We start from the raw sequence: 17108 nt of genomic DNA on the forward strand, positions 1-17108 counted from the left end.
CTGCTCTGCTATTCAGCGCGACGCGACGCAGTACCGGTCGGCGCGGCGCCTGAACGATACTCTGGAGGACGAATGACGACCCGAACTGCTCTCGTTGTCGCTGCGCTGCTCGCTGTGCTGGCGCCCGCCGCTGCCGACGCGCAATCGGCGCCCGGACCGCAAGGCACCTGGCTGACGCAGGCCGGCGACGCCAGGGTGCGGATCAAAAGCTGCGGCGCGGCGCTGTGCGGCACCGTGGTCTGGCTGCGGCAGCCGACCGACCCGAACACCGGCCGACCGCAAGTCGACGACAAGAACCCCGACCCCGCCCGCGCCGCACGGCCGGTGCTCGGGTTGCAGATCTTCGGCGACATGCGGCCGGTGTCGCAGGGTAAATGGTCGGGCCACATCTACAACGCCGACGACGGCAAGACCTACCAGAGCAGCATCTCCCACACCGGGCCGACGACGCTGTATGTCGAAGGCTGCGTCGGCACGCTGTGCGGCGGCGAGACCTGGACGTTCGCCGGGCGCTGAGCGGCCCAAGGCGCGGGCCCGCAGACGCGCATCGCGCTCAGGCTTGCATCGCTTTCAGCGAGATCGCCGCGGAGGCATAGCCGCCGCCAGCGCCGTCGATGAAGTGCACATGATCGCTGCGCATCGCCGACGGCGTGAAGCAGGTCATCATCGCGGCCTCCTGCCGGAACAGGCCGTAGCGCGCGACACCGGCCGACGCGGCGGCGGCGAGCAGCCGCTCCAGCGCATCGGCGAGTTCGGGCGTGCAGTCCAGGATCATGCGCAGGCCGTCGTCATATTTGCGGAAATCTGAGTTCTCCACGACCTCCGCGATATAGGTCTGTGGCACGAAGCCGCCGACGGTGATGCGAAGGCGCATGACCACGTAGATGAACAGCGTGTGGAGCAGCACGACGATGCGGCGCTTGATCAGCGGACCGCCGCGCGCCGCGCGCGCCTCAAGGTCGAACCCCGCCGGCGGCCATCTCAACGCGAGGCCATGCGAGGGCACCGGCCGGCCCGCGTCCGGGCTGCGCTCGGTGCGCGCCACCGCCTCCTCGATCAGGCTGCGGAACGCCGCCGGATCAGCACCGGCCGCGGGCACGATCAGCACCGACAGGATCACGCCCTGCGCCGAGGGGATCTCCTCGAACCGGCACGACAGGCCGGTGAGATCCGGCGCCGTACCGGACGGCGCCGGCGCGACCGCGAATTCGCCGCGCTTCATCGCCGCCTCCGCCCAGGCGAGACCGCCGCCCGAGAACATCGCATAGGACAGGTTGGGCGACGGCGCGAAGCGGGCGACGCGGACGTCCAGCCCCTGCGCCCGGACGGCAGCGACCGGCACCAGCGCGATCCGCATCGTGAGTTCGAGTTCGTCGCTGACCCAGGCGGCAGAGGCGGCCATCGCCTCGCGCGCCCGCTCGAGATCGCCCGGCGCGACCGCGAAGCTCGCGCCGTCGCCGCCGAACACGAACGGAAAGTCGCGGCCCTCGAGCGCGTTGGTGACCGCGGCGATCACCGAGGCGCCGGCCATGTTGACGGCCTTGTAGCGCTGCGCCGCGATCGCCCGGGTGGACGCGACGATGTCGGCGCTGCCGATGATCCAGTCGTCGGGCAGCGCCGAGTACAAAGCGGGGTCCATCAGGCTGCGAAACCCGCTGAACACCGCAACCTTGTCGTAAAATGCGGCGCTGTCGTCCCCGTCCATCGTGGCAGGCCTCTCGCGGCGGATCTCAGAGCAGATACGTCGGGCGTCGACCAAGGTTGCAGGACGCGCGAATGTTCAGTCGCCCTTGGCGCACATGCCCAGCATCGCCGTGACCGAGCCGCGAACGCAGCGCGTCATCGTGATGTCCGCGTACAGACCATAGGCGAACGCGGCCAAAGCGAGCAGAACGATGATGCCGAGCGATTTCAAGCCGATGCGCTTCCAATTGCGGACGGATTCAAGCCGCCGGCTCAGCCGGGCCGCCATGGCCCGGCCGTCCTCGACCGATGGCTGTCGCAGAGACTTAGAGCAGAATCACGGCAGGCTGATCAACCGCGCTGCGCAACAGGACCCAGCCAGGTCAGGCCTTGACGATGCTCGGAAACCGCGTCGCCGGCGGCGTGTTGCGCGAGCGTTCGCTGCGGACCACGCCGTCGATGATGGTCATGCCGATGCCCGGCAGATCGCCGAGGCGGACGCTTTCCAGCAGCGACGAACTGGCCGAGTGCTGAGCCGCGTCCATGATGACGAAATCGGCGACGCGGCCGACCTCGATCAGGCCGCAGTCGAGGTCGCGCATACGGGCGGTGTTGCCGGTTGCGAGGCAGAACGCCTGTTCGGCGGGAAGATCGCCGAGCGACGACAGCAGCGAGATCATCCGCAGGATGCCGAGCGGTTGCACGCCGGAGCCGGCCGGGCCGTCGGTTCCGAGGATGACGCGATTGAGATCGCCCATCTCGCGCGCGATCCGCAGCGTGTACAGCGCCGAACGTTCGTTGCCGTTGTGGACCAGTTCGAGGCCCGCCTTGCAGCCCTCGCAGATGCAGCGGATCTGTCCGTCCGGCAGCGCGGTGTGGCCGCCGTTGATGTGGCCGACGACGTCGGTGCCGGCTTCCAGCACGACGTCCTTGTCGATCAGTCCGGAGCCGGCGATCGACGGGCCGCCGGTGTGGATGGTGGACTGGATGCCGTATTTGCGCGCCCACGCCACCATCTTCTTCGCGGTCGGGCCGTCCTTGACGCCGCCGAGGCCGATCTCGCCGAGCAGCTTGACGCCGGCCGCCGCCAGTTCCTTGAAGTCGTTCTCTTCCATCTCGTGCTCGATCACCGGAGCGCCGGCATGGACCTTCACGCCGCTGGCGCGGAAGGCGGAGAAGCTGCGCTGCGCGGTGATCGCCAGCGCCTTGATGCCGACGACGTCGCGCGGCCGGCCGGGATAGTGCACCTCGCCCGCCGAGATCATGGTGGTGACGCCGCCGTGCAGCGAGGAGTCGATCCAGTTGAGCTGGCTCTGCCGCGGCGTCCAGTCGCCGGCCACCGGATGCACGTGGCTGTCGATCAGGCCGGGCGTCACCGCGGCGCCGTGCGCATCGACGATGGTCGTGGCGCCTTCGGTGTCGACGTCCTTCAGCCGGCCGATCGCGGTGATGCGACCGTTCTCGGCGACGATGGTGTCGGCATCGAGGATCGGCTTGTCGAGGTCGCCGCTGATCAGAAGACCGATGTTGCGAATGACGAGCTTGGTGGGTCCCTTGGGTTCAGCTGCGGCATCGTGAGCCATGTCTGACGTCTCCGAAAATGGTGAGCCCGTTCGTTTGCAAGCATACGAATTGTAGGCGGCCGCACGGCGCTTGAAAACAGCTTTGACGCGGTGCCGAAGAAATCACTCAGCGCTCGGCGAAAGATTTCTCGAGCACGAAATCGCCGGCCTCGCCGTGGTTGCCTTCCTCGAAACCGAGCTCGACCAGCCGGCTCTTCAGGTCTCCCATCATCAGCGTCGAGCCGCACAGCATCACGCGGTCGCGGGATCTGTCGAGCGGCGGCAGGCCGATGTCGGAATAGAGCTGACCGCTGTCCATCAGCTTCGAGATCCGGCCCTCGTGGATGAATGGCTCGCGGGTGACGGTCGGGTAGTAGATCAGCTTGGCCTTGACGTCGTCGCCGAGGAACTCGTGATCCTGCAGCGCAGCCACCATCGACTCGCCGTAGGCCAGCTCGGCCACCTGCCTGCAGCCGTGCACCAGCACGATCTTCTCGAAGCGATCGTAGGTCTCGGGATCGCGGATGATCGACAGGAAGGGGGCGAGCCCGGTGCCGGTCGCGAGCAGATACAGCGTCGCGCCCGGGCGCAGATTGTCGATCACCAGCGTGCCGGTCGCCTTGCGGCCGACGATGATGGTGTCGCCTTCCTTCAGGTGCTGCAGGCGCGACGTCAGCGGCCCGTTCGGCACCTTGATCGAATAGAACTCCAGCGTCTCTTCGTAGTTCGGGCTCGCCACCGAATAGGCGCGCAGCAGCGGGCGGCCATCGACCCGGATGCCGGCCATGGTGAATTCGCCGTTCCTGAACCGGAAGCCGGCCTCGCGGGTGGTGGTGAAGCTGAACAGACGATCGGTCCAGTGGCGAACGGAGAGAACGCGCTCTTCCATCAGATTGCTCACGGGAGAACTCCGGAGTTGGTGTGTGATCGGCCGGGAGGGCACGGCAGAACAGTGCGTGCGGGTCGCGGCCAATTCATTTGTACACGAATGAAAATAGGATCGGCGCCCGGCCCCTGTCAACGCGGCAAACGCCCGTGCCGCGCGGACATTTCAGGCAATCGCGCCGAATTAACGGGCAACCTGAAGGGAAAAACGACGATCAGTGAGATCCCTGGTGAGCGCGCAGGCGCGACACCGTTTGTTCCACGCCGCCCCAGGCGGGCGCCTGGGGGGCGAAGGAGGCGCGGAGATAACGGACCAGCGCCGCGATCTGGTTATCGTCGAAACTGTGGCGGAACCCGGGCATATCCCCGAGTTCGGCGGCCGCTGGCCGCGGAATGCCGTCTAGAATAACCCTAATGAGGTTGTCCGGCGTCGCGGCGTGGACATTGGTGTTGAGCGCCAGCGCCGGGCGCACGCCGAACAGCGTCGGCCCGCTGTCGCTGTGGCAGGAGGCGCAGGCGCCCTCATAGAGCCTGCCGCCGAGCGAATCCAGCGGCCGCAGCGTGGCTGCCGCCTCGGCCTGCAACGCCGCGGCGCGTTCGGCCGGCTGCTGTTCGGGCGCCGGCGCGAACGAGGCCAGATAGGTCGCCATCGCGCGGATATCGGCATCCGGCAGCGCGGCGAGTTGCTCCACCACCGGCGCCATCGGCCCGGCCGCCGTGCCGTGGAACTGGGAGAAGCCGGTGCGCAGATAGGAGAACAATTCGGCCTCCGTCCACGGAATCGGCGCGCTGGAGAGCGTATTCAGCGCGGGGGCGTGCCAGCCGTCGACGGCCCCGCCGCTCAAGTAGGACGTTCGGGTTTTCTCGGCGCCGAGTGCATTGCGCGGGGTGTGGCAGGCGCCGCAATGGCCGAGGCTTTCGACCAGATAGGCGCCGCGATTCCATTGTGGGGCTTTGGCGGGGTCCGCCTGCATCTGGCCGGTGCGCAGGAACAGCGTATTCCAGCCCGCCATCAGCGGCCGGATGTTGAACGGAAATGCCATCCGCGCCTCGGGCGTCGGCGCCACCACCGGCGTTTGCGACATCAGATACGCGTACAGCGCCTGCAGGTCGGTGTCGCTGGTTCGCGTGAACGAGGCGTAGGGGAACGCGGGATACAGATGCCGGCCGTCGCGGGCGATGCCCTCGCGCATCGCGCGCTCGAACGCCGCGTAGGACCAGCGACCGATGCCGGTCTCCGGATCCGGCGTGAGGTTGGTGGAATACACCGTGCCGAACGGCGTTTCGACAGGGCGACCGCCGGCATTGGTGACGCCGCCGATCGCGGTGTGACACACCGCGCAGCCGCCGAGCGCGGCGAGCTGCCGTCCGCGCGAGATCATCTCGGCCGAGAAGCTCGCCGGATCGGGCGGCGCGATCGGCGCGAGCGCGCTGCGGATCGGCAGCGCGACGCTCGCCATGCCGAGCGCGCCGACCAGCGCCGCGCCGGCCAGCGCGAACCACGACCGCCTCTCCGGCGCCGGCGCCGGCGGCGGCGGCAGCATCGGATTGCCAAGCGCAGCCCGCACCCGCTCCGGCGTGAACGGCGGCTCGCGTAGCCGCACGCCGGTGGCGTCGAAGATCGCATTGGCGATTGCGGCCGCCGACGGCACCGACGCCGACTCGCCACTGCCGAGCGGCGGATCGTTCGGGCGCGGCATCAGCACGACATTGATGACCGGCACTTCCGGAAACGTCAGGATCGGATACGCGCCCCATTCCTTGTCGGCCACCGCGGTGTCGGTGAAGCTGACCTGCTCCTTCAGCGCGCGGCTGGTCGACTGAATGACGTTGCCGTGGATCTGGTGCTCGATCCCGGCGGGATTGATCATCAATCCGGAGTCCTGGCCGACCACGACCCGCTTGACCGCGACGTCGCCGGTCGCCTTGTTGACCTCGACATCGGCGACCCACGCCGACCACGCCGCGCCATAGCCGGGAAATTTCGAGTGGACGTAGAGCGCATAGGCCATGCCCTGTCCGCGCACGACGTCGCCATCGACGACTTCCTGCCGCGGGCCGGTGCGATGCACCCAGCCGGCGCGCGCGGCGACTTCCTTGACCAGATCGACCGCGCGCGGATCGTGCAGATAGCGCAGGCGATAGTCGACCGGATCGACCCCGGCCGCGGCGGCGAGTTCGTCGATGTAACTCTCATGCGCGAACGAATTCGGTAGCGCCGACACGCCACGCAGCCAGGCGGCGCGCACGATCGGCGCCATGTCGTGCACCTTCACGCGGATGTTGTCGTAGGCGTAAGGCGGGATCGCGGTGCGGTCGCCCATCTCGAACACCGGATTGTTCGCCGGCACGCGCCCGGTGAGCAGCAGCGCCAGCGTGGTCGCCGCATTCGACGGATAGCGCGTCGCGAAATCATAGGCGGCGGGGCTGCCGTCGGCGTTCAGCCCGCCGGAAATTTCCATCAGTTGCGCGGCGCCCTTCGGCTCCCAGGCGTGCTCCTGCTCGCGGGTCAGTTGGACGCGGACAGGCCGCCCCACCGCGCGCGACAGCAGCGCCGCATCCGCAGAAACGTCATCGGCGCAATTGCGCCCGTAGCAGCCCGCCGCCTCGTAGCGCAGGATTTCGATATCGGGCTCGGGGATGCCGAGCAGCACCGAGAGATCGAGCCGCAGCGGATAGGGATTCTGCGTGCCGGACCAGATCGTCGCACGTCCATCGCGGACGTCGGCGACCGCGCAGGACGGGCCGATCGAGCCGTGCATCTGATACGGCCAGACATAGCTGCGATCCATCGGCACCGCGGCATCGGCACGGGCGCGATCGACGTCGCCTTTGTCGTGCAGCGTGCGCGTCGTCGCCGGATTGGCGCGCAGCGCCGTGGCAAGATCATCGAGATCCGGCAGCGGCGGCGGCGGCTTCCATTCCACCTTCAATATGCGCGCGGCCTCGGCCGCCTGCTCCTCGCGCTCGGCGACGACGCCGACGAAGTCGCCCATGGTGATGACACCGACCACGCCGGCAAGATGGGCGATGGATGCCTCATCGACGCCGATCAGGCTGTTGCCGATGAACTCGCCGGCATCGATTCCGGCATAAGGCGGCCGCACCACGCGACCGTTCAGCATGCCGGGCACGCGCACGTCGTGCACATAGACGAAATCGCCGGTCGCCTTGGCAGGAATATCCGAGCGCGCGATGCGTTGGCCGACGATGCGATGCTCGGCCACCGATTTCACCGCCACATCGTCGGCGAGCATCAGCCGGTCGCTTCGACCTTGCAGCAGCGTCGCGTAGGACACGCCGATATTGGAGCCGCCGCGCGGATGCACGACGCCGTCGGTGACGGCGAGTTCGTCTCGCGGAATCTCGAGTTCAGCCGCGGCCAAAGCGATCAGATGATGCCGCGCCTGCGCTGCGGCCGCTCGCAGCGGCAAGGCCGAAACCTGGATGCTGTCGCTGGCGATGGTGGCGCCCTGGTTCGGCGTGCCGGAGGTGTGGCCGAGCACCATGGTGACGGCTGCGAACGGAACGTCGAGCTCTTCGGCGACAATCTGCGCCAGCGCGGTGCGGATGCCGGTGCCGAGGTCGACATGGCCATTGAAGGCGAGCACCTGCCCGGCATCGTCGAGAAACAGGAACAGGTCGCGCGCGCCCTCCGGCGGCGGCGCTGTCGGCACCAGGCCCTTGACGTGCTGCGACGGCCGCAGCACCGCCAGCGTGCCGATGCGCGCGAGGAGCTCCGAGGCGACCGGCGTGGGCTCGCTCATCGTCGGCCACCCGACGTTGCATCGCTCGTATCAGGATCTGCGTCGATCGCCGTCAGGCCGGCAGCGGCCATGACGGCGCGCATGATTTCCACATGGGTGCCGCAGCGGCACAGATTGTAGCGCAACGCCTCGCGCACCTGCTCGAGCGTCGGCGCCGGATTGCGGGCGAGAAACGCCACGGTGGTCATGATCATGCCGTTGAGGCAGTAGCCGCACTGCGCCGCCTGCGCCTCGATGAACGCCGCCTGCACCGGGTGCAATGCAGTGAGTTCGCCCAGGCCCTCGAGCGTGGTGACGGCGCGTCCCTCGACGGTCCTGAGCGTCACCACGCATGACCGCGCCGCGACGCCGTCGATCAGCACCGTGCACGCGCCGCATTCCCCGAGCCCACAACCGAACTTCGGACCGTTCAACCCGAGATCGTTGCGCAGCACGTAAATCAGCCTGGTGTCGCGCGGCAGATCGAAACTGCACGTCTTGCCGTTGACGATCAGCACGACGGGTTCGCCGGTGAGAGCCGAAGACGCCATGTCAATTGTGCCTTGCAGCAAACGGCATGTGACCGGTTCGGGCAGTGTGCGCTGCAAATCTACTTCGTCCCGACACGTCCGACACCCTGCATTCGCGGCGATCCTGCTGTCGTGATTGTTTCTATACCAACAAAACTCGTCAAGCGCCGTTTTGCACTGCGATGATGGTTTGGGCAGACGCTGCCCATTCCTTATGCTTGACTTGGATCGGGTCCCGCTTTTCATTAGTATACATACAAACTGCGGCGGCGACGACGACGTCGGGCCGGCGACCGGAGCGAAGAGCAGAGCCACATGGCCGACGAAACCACTGCCGGGACCGACGGAGCGAGCGACGGAAAGATCCGCTGCGATGCCTGTCCGGTGATGTGCTACATCAAGCCCGGCATGAGCGGCGCCTGCGATCGCTACGCCAATCACGACGGCGACCTTGTGCGCGTCGATCCGCATATCGTGCTCGATCGCGCGCTGGCGCATGGCGGCACCGTGGTGCCGTTTCACCGCGACGGCTCCTGGGACGGCCAACTGATCGCGCCGCCCGAGACCTTCGTCACCGCGATCGGCGCCGGCACCACCTATCCGGACTACAAGCCCGCGCCGTTTATCGTCTCGTCCGAAGTCGACGGCGTCGACATGGTGACGGTCGTCACCGAGGGCATCTTCAGCTATTGCGGCGTCAAGGTGAAGATCGACACCGACCGCTTCCTCGGCCCCGAGCAGTCCACCGTGCGCGCTTCGGGCGAAGCCGTAGGCCACGTCACCACCTCCGAATACGGCTCGCAGATGCTGTCGCTCGGCGGCGTGCATCACCTCACCGGCGGCAGCAAGAAGGAAGGCCGCGTCACCTGCGAGGTCCTGCTCGACCTGTGCAACGGAAAGCCGGTCGAACTCACCATCGACGGCGGCTCGACCGTGGTCGTGCAGGCCGGCCAGCCGCCGATCGTCAACGGCGTCAAGGAAGAGCGGATGCGGGTCGGCTGCGGCTCGGCGACCATCGGCATGTTCGCCAAGCAATGGCTCGGCCTCGTCGACGACGTGGTGGTGGTCGACGATCACATCACCGGCGTGCTGTCCGAGCACCAGGCCGGCAAGGTGCTCGGCGTGCCCGACACCGGCATCAAGATCAAGGGCCGGCGTTCGACGCCGGGCCGTTACTTCCAGGTCGCCGAGCCCGGCACCGGCTGGGGCGGCACCAACATCTCCGACCCGCTGTCGATCCTCGGTCCGTTCGACCGCAAGGTCGCCTGGCCGGGGCTGCGGCTGTACTTCATCTCGACCACCGGCGAACACGCCGCCTACTACGAACTCGACGAAACGCTCTCTCCCCGCGAGAAGGAGATGCCTGCGGAGCTCGCGGCCCTGTCGCAGCGGGTGAAGGACAATTGCGAGCCGGCGCTGTCCACCGTGCTGTTCATGGCCGGCGCCGGCGGCTCGCTGCGCGCGGGCGTCACGGAAAATCCGGTGCGCCTCACCCACTCGGTGAAGGATGCGCTGACCTACGTCACCTGCGGCGGCGCGCCGGTCTATGTCTATCCGGGCGGCGGCATCACCCTGATGGTCGACGTCACCAAGATGCCGGAGAACGCGTTCGGCTATGTGCCCACGCCCGCGCTGGTAGCGCCGATCGAATTCACCCTGCGGCTGTCGGACTATCAGGAGCTCGGCGGTCACATGGCCGAGGTTCGGCCGGCCTCCTCGATCGCTCTCAACGAAGGCCTGCAGACCGTAGGGCCGCATTCCGACAACCCGTGGCCGCTCGCACCGAATGCGGCCAAGCGCTTCTTCGGCTGATCCGATGGCCGCGCCGCAGTTCCTCACATCAAACCAGGGACGCGCAGCGCAGGCGGCGATGCTGGCGGACGGCCGGCGCTTGCACTTACAGGATGGCCCGATCGACCTGATCATCGAGGCGACCGGCGATCCGCGCGCCGTCCGGCACGCTTATGCAGCGGCGACGCAGCGCTTCGCCGGCCTGCTCGATGCGCTATGCGCCGAACTGCCCGCGCTGCGAACGCCTGCTGGACGCGACATGCCGCCGCCGGCCCACCCGGTCGCGCAGCGCATGGCCGACGCAGTAGCGCCATTCGCCGACGAGGTTTTCATCACGCCGATGGCGGCGGTGGCGGGCGCTGTCGCCGACGACATCCTGAAAGCTCTGATCTGCCCCGGCATCACTCGCGCCTACGTGAACAATGGCGGCGACATCTCGCTGCATCTGACGCAGGGGGCAAGCTTCACGGTCGGGCTGGTGGATCGTCCGGACCAGCCGCGCCTGGTCGGCCGTGCCGAGATCGATGCGGACAGCGCGGTGCGCGGCGTCGCGACCAGCGGCTGGCGCGGGCGCAGCTTCTCGCTCGGCATCGCCGACGCGGTGACCATTCTGGCTCCTACCGCCGCAATGGCGGATGCGGCCGCAACCCTGATCGCCAATGCGGTCGACCTGCCCGGCCATCGCGGTATTGTTCGGGAAGCCGCCAACGAGCTTCAACCGGACAGCGATCTGGGTACACTGCAGGTCACCCGGCATGTGCCGCGACTCGGCCCGGCCGAGCGCGACGCGGCGCTGGCCGCAGGCGTGACGGTGGCGCGCGCGCTGCTGGCGCGCGGACTGATCTGCGCCGCGGCCCTGCATTTGCAAGGCGAGACCGCCAGCGCAGGCACAACGAATTTCGTTTCCTTGCCACCCCAACAAGAGCAGCCCGATGCCTGAGGTCAAAATCCGCAAGAAGCTCCTGATCACCGAGGAGATCTTCCACGAGGGCGGCCCGGTGGCGGCCACCCCGCGCAAGCGCGGCGCGATCATCGCGGTGATCGAGAACCCGTTCGCCGGCCGCTATGTGCAGGACATCGCCGGGTTCATGGACGATCTGACCCCGCTCGGCGTGGCGCTCGCAGGCGAGCTGCTGCAGGCGCTCGGCGGCGACGCCAAATCCATCGACGGCTACGGCAAGGGCGCCATCGTCGGCGCCGCCGGTGAACTGGAGCACGGCGCGCTGTGGCACGTCCCGGGCGGCTATGCGATGCGCGAGATCCTCGGCGACGCCAAAGCGATCGTGCCCTCGACCAAGAAGGTCGGCGGCCCGGGCACGCGGCTCGACGTGCCGGTGACCCATGTCAACGCGTCCTATGTGCGCAGCCATTTCGACGCGATGGAAGTCGGCGTGCCGGACGGCCCCAAGGCCGACGAGATCGTGCTGGTGCTAGTGATGAGCTCCGGCCCGCGGATTCACGCGCGCGTCGGCGGGCTCAAAGCGGCGGATATCAAGGGCGAGGACGGGCTGCGATGAGCGCGAAAATCCGCAAGATCGTCGTCGTCGTCGAAGAGACGCTGACCGAGATGGGCCATGCGGTGACGCCGCCGACCCGGCGCGCCGCCGCGGTGGCGGTGATCGAAAATCCGTTCGCCGGCCGCTATGTCGAGGACCTCTCGGAGCTGATCGCGATCGGGGAAGAACTCGGTGAGTTGCTCGCGCAGAAGGCGGTGGACGCGCTCGGGATCGAGGGCGGCAAGGCCGAAAGCTACGGCAAGGCCGCGCTGGTCGGCGAGAACGGCGAGTTGGAACACGCCGCAGCCTTGCTGCACCCGAAAATGGGCGCGCCGGTGCGCAAGGTGCTGGGCAAGGGCGCAGCGCTGATTCCGTCGTCGAAGCGGCGCGGCGGCCTCGGCGCCGAGCTGGACATTCCGCTCGGGCACAAGGACGCGGCCTTCGTCCGCAGCCATTTCGACGGCATGCAGGTGAGCGTATCGGATGCGCCGCGCGCCAACGAGATCGTGGTGGCGGTGGCCATCACGGATTCCGGCCGACCGCTTCCGCGCGTTGGCGGACTGACGAGCGCCGAGATCAAAGGCGAAGACGGGTTGCGCTGAAGAGATCGCGGTGCGCACGAACTGGGAAATCAGTTCGCGTGAAGAACGCGTCAAGACGACGAGTGGCTGAGGTTCGTTCAAACAGAGGGCATGAGCGTATGAAACAAATCGCACGACTGGCTTTGACGGCACTGCTTTTCGCTTCCGGCGCGGCACATGCGCAGCAAGGCGAGATCAAGGTAGGAGAGATCAACTCCTACTCGGCGCTGCCCGGCTTCACCGAGCCATACCGCAAGGGCATGGAACTGGCGCTGAAGCAGATCAACGATGCCGGCGGCATCAAGGGCAAGAAGCTCGTCGTCATCACCAAGGACGACGGCGGCAAGCCCGGCGACGCGCTGACCGCCGCCAACGAACTGGTGTCGCGCGACGGCGTGGTGATGATCGCCGGCGGCTTCCTGTCCAATATCGGCCTGGCGCTGTCCGACTTCGCCAAGCAGAAGAAGATCCTCTACGTCGCGGCGGAGCCGCTGACCGACGCCATCGTCTGGTCGAAGGGCAACGACTACACCTTCCGGCTGCGCACCTCGAACTACATGCAGGCCTCGATGCTGGCGGAGGAAGCCGCCAAGCTGCCGGCCAAGAAGTGGGCGACGATCGCGCCCAACTACGAATTCGGCCAGTCGTTCGTGGCCGCGTTCAAGGACATCTTGAAGAAGAAGCGCCCCGACGTCGAGTTCGTGGCCGAGCAGTGGCCGCCGCTGAATAAGATCGACGCCGGCCCGGTGCTGCAGGCGATCGACGCCGCCAAGCCCGACGCCATCCTCAACGCCACCTTCGCCGGCGACCTGGTGAAGCTGGTGCGCGAGGGTAATACCCGCGGCGTGTTCAAGGACCGCGCGGTGGTGAGCTATCTCACTGGCGAGCCGGAATATCTCGACCCACTGAAGACCGAGACGCCGGAAGGCTGGATCGTCACCGGCTATCCCTGGTACGCGATCGACACGCCGGAGCACAAAGCGTTCCTGGACGCCTATCAGCAACTCAATAAGGACTATCCGCGACTCGGCTCCGTGGTCGGCTACGCCACGGTGAAGACCATCGCCGCCGTGCTGACCGCCACCGACGATCATTCCACCGACGGCCTGGTCAAGGCGATGAAGAACCTGAAGGTCGACACGCCTTTCGGCGCGGTCGTCTACCGCGCCGGCGATCACCAGTCGACGATGGGCGCCTATGTCGGCAAGACCACGCAGAAGGACGGCAAGGGCATCATGACCGACATCAAGTTCAAGAAGGGCGCCGACTATCTGCCACCCGAGGCCGAGGCCGCCAAGCTTCGCCCGGCGAACTGAGGCCCGGGGCGGCATGAGGCCGCTTTCTCCTCCGCGACCGTCCGCCGCTGAGCTCAGCGGCGGACCCCAGACCAAACTCGCTCCTCCTCCAGCACGAAAGGCGTCGCCGTGGAACTGATCTTGGTCCAGGCCCTCAGCGGTCTCGCCAGCGCCGCGTCGCTGTTCCTGGTGGCGTCGGGGCTCTCGATCATCTTCGGCGTCACGCGCATCGTGAATTTCGCGCACGGCGCGTTCTACATGCTCGGCGCCTATGTGGCGTTCACGCTGACCGATCGCTTCTCGGGCCCGCTCGGCTTCTGGGGCGGGCTGATCGCCGCGAGCCTGATCGTGGCGGTGCTCGGCGCGCTGATGGAGATGGTGCTGCTGCGCCGGATCTATCATGCGCCCGAGCTGTTCCAGTTGCTCGCCACCTTCGGCGTCACGCTGATGGTGCAGGACATCGTGGTGCTGATCTGGGGCGCCGACGATCTGATGGGGCCGCGCGCGCCCTACTTCACAGGGGCGTTCAGCCTGTTCGGCCGGCTGGTGCCGACCTATGACCTGCTGCTGATCGTGCTCGGCCCGGTCGTGCTCGGCGCGTTGTGGCTGCTGTTTCACCGCACCCGCTGGGGCGTGCTGGTGCGCGCCGCGACGCAGGACCGCGACATGGTCGCCTGCCTCGGCGTCAATCAGAAATGGCTGTTCACCAGCGTGTTCGCGCTCGGCGTGTTCCTGGCCGCGCTCGGCGGCGCGCTGCAGATCCCGCGCACCACCGTGACCCACTACATGGATCTGTCGATCATCGTCGAGGTGTTCGTGGTGGTGGTGATCGGCGGGCTCGGCTCGGTCACCGGCGCCTTCATCGCCGCAGTGCTGGTGTCGGAACTGAACGCGCTGGGCATTCTGGTGCTGCCGAAGATCTCGCTGGTCGCCGTGTTCCTGGTGATGGCGGTGGTGCTGGTGGTGCGGCCCTATGGATTGCTCGGCAAGGCGGAGCGCGGCGTTCGCGCCAGTGCCGGGATCTCGTTCCGGCCGTGGAAGCCGCTGTCGCAATGGGAGCGCATCGGCGCCGCGGTGCTGGTCGTGGTGGCGGCCGGCCTGCCGCTGTTCGCCGGCAACTATCTGTTGAGCGTCGGCGCGGAGATTCTGGTGTTCGTGCTGTTCGCCGCCAGCCTGCACTTCATGATGACGGTGGGTGGCCTCGCCTCGTTCGGCCACGCCGCCTATTTCGGCCTCGGCGCCTATGGCGCGGCGTTCGCCGTCAAGTTTCTCGGCGCCCCGATGGAGCTGGCGCTGCTGGTCGGCCCGGTGTTCGGCCTGATCGGGGCCGTCGTCGCCGGCTGGTTCTGCGTGCGCCTCTCGGGCGTGTATTTCGCCATGCTGACGCTGGCCTTCGCGCAGATCATCTGGTCGATCGCGTTCCAGTGGGTCGAGGTGACCGGCGGCGACAACGGCATCCTCGGGATCTGGCCGTCGGCCTGGGCATCGACCCCGCAGGGCTTCTTCTGGCTGACCCTCGGCGTGGTCGTTGCCGGCGTGGCGCTGCTGCGGATGCTGGTGTTCTCGCCCTACGGCTTCGGCCTGCGGGCGACGCGCGACAACACGCTGCGCGCGGACGCGATCGGCATCGACCGCAAATCGGTGCAATGGGCCGCGCTGATCGTCGCCGGCACCTTCGCCGGCGTCGCCGGCGCGCTGTTCGCCTTCCTCAAGGGCTCGGTGTTTCCCGAATCGCTGGCGATCCCGATCTCGGTCGACGGCCTGGTGATGGTGCTGCTCGGCGGCATCGAGACCGTGTCCGGCGCCGTGGTCGGCGCGATCGTCTACAAGGCGCTGGCGATCTGGCTGATGAGCCAGACCGACCTCTCCAAGCTCGTGCTCGGCGCGATCATCGTGCTGCTGGTGGTGGCGGCGCCCAAGGGCATCGTCGGCTTCATCGAGGATTGGCGGCACCGCCGGCCGCCTGCGCCGAACGGCGCCGGGCCGAAGCCGGCCGGCAAATCCGACGCGCTCGGGATCGCCAAGATGGAGGCCGCCGAATGACCGCGCTGCTCGATGTGAAGGGCCTGGTGAAATCCTACGCCGGCGTCCATGCGGTACGCGACGTCAGCTTCTCGGTGAGGCCGGGCGAAATCCTGGCGCTGATCGGCCCCAACGGCGCCGGCAAGAGCACCTGCTTCAACATGCTCAACGGCCAGATCCGGCCCGACGCCGGCTCGATCAAACTGGCCGAGGAGGAGATCGTCGGCCTGCCGCCGCGCACGGTGTGGCGGCGCGGCGTCGGGCGCACCTTCCAGATCACCGCGACGTTCTCGTCGATGACGGTGCGCGAGAACGTTCAGGTCGCGCTGCTGTCGTTTCATCGCCGGCTGTGGTCGATGTTCGGCTATGCGGGCGCGAGCCATCTCGCCGAGGCGAACGAACTTCTCGTCCTCGTCGGTATGGAAGAGCAGGCCGGGCGGCCCTGCGGCGAGCTGGCTTACGGCGACCTCAAGCGCCTCGAACTCGCGGTGGCGCTGGCCAACCAGCCGCGGCTGCTGCTGATGGACGAGCCCACCGCCGGCATGGCGCCCAAGGAACGCGTCGAACTGATGCGCCTCACCGCCGGCATCGCCCGCCGGAAGAACATCGGCGTGCTGTTCACCGAGCACGACATGGACGTCGTGTTCGAGCACGCGGACGAGGTGATGGTGCTGAACCGCGGCCAACTGGTCGCCCGCGGCACCCCGCAGCAGGTGCGCAGCGATCCGCATGTGCAGGCGATCTATCTCGGCGACGGCCTGCTCTACGATCCCAAGCACCGCAAGGAGGCCGTGCAATGAAGCTCGAAGTCTCCGACCTCAACAGTTTCTACGGGCCGGCCCACATCCTGTTCGACGTCGGATTCGCGGTCGGCGAAGGCGAGGTCGTCGCGATGCTGGGGCGCAACGGCGCGGGCAAGAGCACGACCTTCCGATCGGTGGTCGGGCTGGTATCGCGGCGCGCGGGCAAGGTGACGTTCGAAGGCGAGGACGTTTCGCGGATGCCGTCCTACGAGATCGTGCGTCGCGGCCTCGGCTACGTGCCGGAGGACCGGCGGATCTTCACCGAGCTGAGCGTCGAGGAGAATTTCGAGGTCGGCCGCCAGAAGGCCCGCCCGGGCGTCGCGGCCTGGACGCCGGACCGGATCTACAAGCTGTTCCCCAATCTCGGCGAAATGCGCAAGCGGCTGGGCGGCGACATGAGCGGCGGCGAACAGCAGATGCTCAGCATCGGCCGCACGCTGATGGGCAACCCCTCGCTCGTGCTGCTCGACGAACCCTCGGAAGGGCTCGCGCCCAAAATCGTCGAGCAGATGGCCGACGCCATTCTGGCGATGAAACGCGAAGGGCTCAGCATCGTGATTTCGGAGCAGAACCTGCATTTTGCCAAGCTGATCTGCGATCGCGCCTATATTATCGAGAAAGGACGAATTCGATTCTCCGGCACCATCGACGAGCTCGAGGCGCACCCCGAAATTCGGGACGCTTACCTTGCGGTGTGAGCAGGACGGGGCAGCG

General features: G+C 67.5%; 15 protein-coding genes. 9 read left to right on the plus strand and 6 right to left on the minus strand.

Annotation, left to right across the window (positions count from 1 at the left end; all coding sequences use genetic code 11):
* Nucleotides 1–72: 72 nt before the first annotated feature.
* Nucleotides 73–516 carry a DUF2147 domain-containing protein gene (locus ACTZWT_RS01725; protein WP_444767992.1) on the plus strand — a complete coding sequence of 148 codons (444 nt, stop codon included), beginning with the start codon at nucleotides 73–75 and terminating at the stop codon, nucleotides 514–516.
* 37 nt (nucleotides 517–553) lie between these two features.
* Here the strand turns inward: ACTZWT_RS01725 and ACTZWT_RS01730 are convergent, their stop codons facing one another.
* The 6 genes from ACTZWT_RS01730 to ACTZWT_RS01755 all read right to left on the minus strand — a co-directional run bounded on the left by ACTZWT_RS01730 (nucleotide 554) and on the right by ACTZWT_RS01755 (nucleotide 8427).
* Nucleotides 554–1705: a DUF3095 domain-containing protein gene (locus tag ACTZWT_RS01730; RefSeq protein WP_444767993.1), complete on the minus strand. Its 1152-nt coding sequence runs from the start codon at nucleotides 1703–1705 to the stop codon at nucleotides 554–556.
* A 75-nt stretch (nucleotides 1706–1780) separates the two neighbouring features.
* Complete coding sequence (locus ACTZWT_RS01735) at nucleotides 1781–1972, minus strand: hypothetical protein (protein ID WP_444767994.1); 192 nt, start codon at nucleotides 1970–1972, stop codon at nucleotides 1781–1783.
* A 94-nt stretch (nucleotides 1973–2066) separates the two neighbouring features.
* The gene (locus ACTZWT_RS01740) at nucleotides 2067–3266 is read right to left on the minus strand and encodes an amidohydrolase family protein (protein ID WP_444767995.1); all 1200 of its coding nucleotides are present in this window, start codon (nucleotides 3264–3266) and stop codon (nucleotides 2067–2069) included.
* 106 nt (nucleotides 3267–3372) lie between these two features.
* Nucleotides 3373–4146, minus strand: a complete 774-nt coding sequence (locus tag ACTZWT_RS01745) for a ferredoxin--NADP reductase (protein WP_444767996.1) — start codon at nucleotides 4144–4146, stop codon at nucleotides 3373–3375.
* 199 nt (nucleotides 4147–4345) lie between these two features.
* Complete coding sequence (locus tag ACTZWT_RS01750; RefSeq protein WP_444767997.1) at nucleotides 4346–7897, minus strand: molybdopterin cofactor-binding domain-containing protein; 3552 nt, start codon at nucleotides 7895–7897, stop codon at nucleotides 4346–4348.
* Complete coding sequence (locus ACTZWT_RS01755; RefSeq protein ID WP_444767998.1) at nucleotides 7894–8427, minus strand: (2Fe-2S)-binding protein; 534 nt, start codon at nucleotides 8425–8427, stop codon at nucleotides 7894–7896. Before ACTZWT_RS01755 ends, ACTZWT_RS01750 begins: the two co-directional genes overlap by 4 nt.
* 294 nt (nucleotides 8428–8721) lie before the next feature.
* Between ACTZWT_RS01755 and ACTZWT_RS01760 the strand changes: the two genes are divergently transcribed.
* The 8 genes from ACTZWT_RS01760 to ACTZWT_RS01795 all read left to right on the plus strand — a co-directional run bounded on the left by ACTZWT_RS01760 (nucleotide 8722) and on the right by ACTZWT_RS01795 (nucleotide 17092).
* Complete coding sequence (locus tag ACTZWT_RS01760) at nucleotides 8722–10218, plus strand: 6-hydroxynicotinate reductase (protein ID WP_444767999.1); 1497 nt, start codon at nucleotides 8722–8724, stop codon at nucleotides 10216–10218.
* 4 nt (nucleotides 10219–10222) lie between these two features.
* Nucleotides 10223–11137, plus strand: coding sequence for a UPF0280 family protein (locus ACTZWT_RS01765; RefSeq protein WP_444768000.1), 915 nt, complete (start codon nucleotides 10223–10225; stop codon nucleotides 11135–11137).
* Nucleotides 11130–11714, plus strand: a complete 585-nt coding sequence (locus tag ACTZWT_RS01770; RefSeq protein WP_444768001.1) for an amino acid synthesis family protein — start codon at nucleotides 11130–11132, stop codon at nucleotides 11712–11714. The genes ACTZWT_RS01765 and ACTZWT_RS01770 overlap by 8 nt, the downstream gene beginning before the upstream one ends.
* Entirely contained in the window at nucleotides 11711–12295 is a 585-nt protein-coding gene (locus ACTZWT_RS01775; protein ID WP_444768002.1) for an amino acid synthesis family protein, read from the plus strand. Before ACTZWT_RS01770 ends, ACTZWT_RS01775 begins: the two co-directional genes overlap by 4 nt.
* 98 nt (nucleotides 12296–12393) lie before the next feature.
* Nucleotides 12394–13590, plus strand: a complete 1197-nt coding sequence (locus ACTZWT_RS01780) for an ABC transporter substrate-binding protein (protein ID WP_444768003.1) — start codon at nucleotides 12394–12396, stop codon at nucleotides 13588–13590.
* Nucleotides 13591–13698: 108 nt separating this feature from the next.
* Complete coding sequence (locus tag ACTZWT_RS01785) at nucleotides 13699–15612, plus strand: ABC transporter permease (protein WP_444768004.1); 1914 nt, start codon at nucleotides 13699–13701, stop codon at nucleotides 15610–15612.
* Nucleotides 15609–16391, plus strand: coding sequence for an ABC transporter ATP-binding protein (locus ACTZWT_RS01790; RefSeq protein ID WP_444768005.1), 783 nt, complete (start codon nucleotides 15609–15611; stop codon nucleotides 16389–16391). Before ACTZWT_RS01785 ends, ACTZWT_RS01790 begins: the two co-directional genes overlap by 4 nt.
* Complete coding sequence (locus ACTZWT_RS01795) at nucleotides 16388–17092, plus strand: ABC transporter ATP-binding protein (protein ID WP_444768006.1); 705 nt, start codon at nucleotides 16388–16390, stop codon at nucleotides 17090–17092. The genes ACTZWT_RS01790 and ACTZWT_RS01795 overlap by 4 nt, the downstream gene beginning before the upstream one ends.
* Nucleotides 17093–17108: the final 16 nt, after the last annotated feature.

It is taken from the genome of Rhodopseudomonas sp. NSM (assembly GCF_052445935.1).
Classification (GTDB): Bacteria; Pseudomonadota; Alphaproteobacteria; order Rhizobiales; family Xanthobacteraceae; genus Rhodopseudomonas.

Coding starts and splice junctions, on each gene's coding strand:
- ACTZWT_RS01795 (WP_444768006.1), top strand. CDS start 16,388: ATGAAGCTCGAAGTCTCCGACCTCAACAGTTTCTACGGGCCGGCCCAC.
- ACTZWT_RS01735 (WP_444767994.1), bottom strand. CDS start 1,972: ATGGCGGCCCGGCTGAGCCGGCGGCTTGAATCCGTCCGCAATTGGAAG.
- ACTZWT_RS01770 (WP_444768001.1), top strand. CDS start 11,130: ATGCCTGAGGTCAAAATCCGCAAGAAGCTCCTGATCACCGAGGAGATC.
- ACTZWT_RS01740 (WP_444767995.1), bottom strand. CDS start 3,266: ATGGCTCACGATGCCGCAGCTGAACCCAAGGGACCCACCAAGCTCGTC.
- ACTZWT_RS01725 (WP_444767992.1), top strand. CDS start 73: ATGACGACCCGAACTGCTCTCGTTGTCGCTGCGCTGCTCGCTGTGCTG.
- ACTZWT_RS01775 (WP_444768002.1), top strand. CDS start 11,711: ATGAGCGCGAAAATCCGCAAGATCGTCGTCGTCGTCGAAGAGACGCTG.
- ACTZWT_RS01765 (WP_444768000.1), top strand. CDS start 10,223: ATGGCCGCGCCGCAGTTCCTCACATCAAACCAGGGACGCGCAGCGCAG.
- ACTZWT_RS01730 (WP_444767993.1), bottom strand. CDS start 1,705: ATGGACGGGGACGACAGCGCCGCATTTTACGACAAGGTTGCGGTGTTC.
- ACTZWT_RS01750 (WP_444767997.1), bottom strand. CDS start 7,897: ATGAGCGAGCCCACGCCGGTCGCCTCGGAGCTCCTCGCGCGCATCGGC.
- ACTZWT_RS01760 (WP_444767999.1), top strand. CDS start 8,722: ATGGCCGACGAAACCACTGCCGGGACCGACGGAGCGAGCGACGGAAAG.
- ACTZWT_RS01790 (WP_444768005.1), top strand. CDS start 15,609: ATGACCGCGCTGCTCGATGTGAAGGGCCTGGTGAAATCCTACGCCGGC.
- ACTZWT_RS01780 (WP_444768003.1), top strand. CDS start 12,394: ATGAAACAAATCGCACGACTGGCTTTGACGGCACTGCTTTTCGCTTCC.
- ACTZWT_RS01755 (WP_444767998.1), bottom strand. CDS start 8,427: ATGGCGTCTTCGGCTCTCACCGGCGAACCCGTCGTGCTGATCGTCAAC.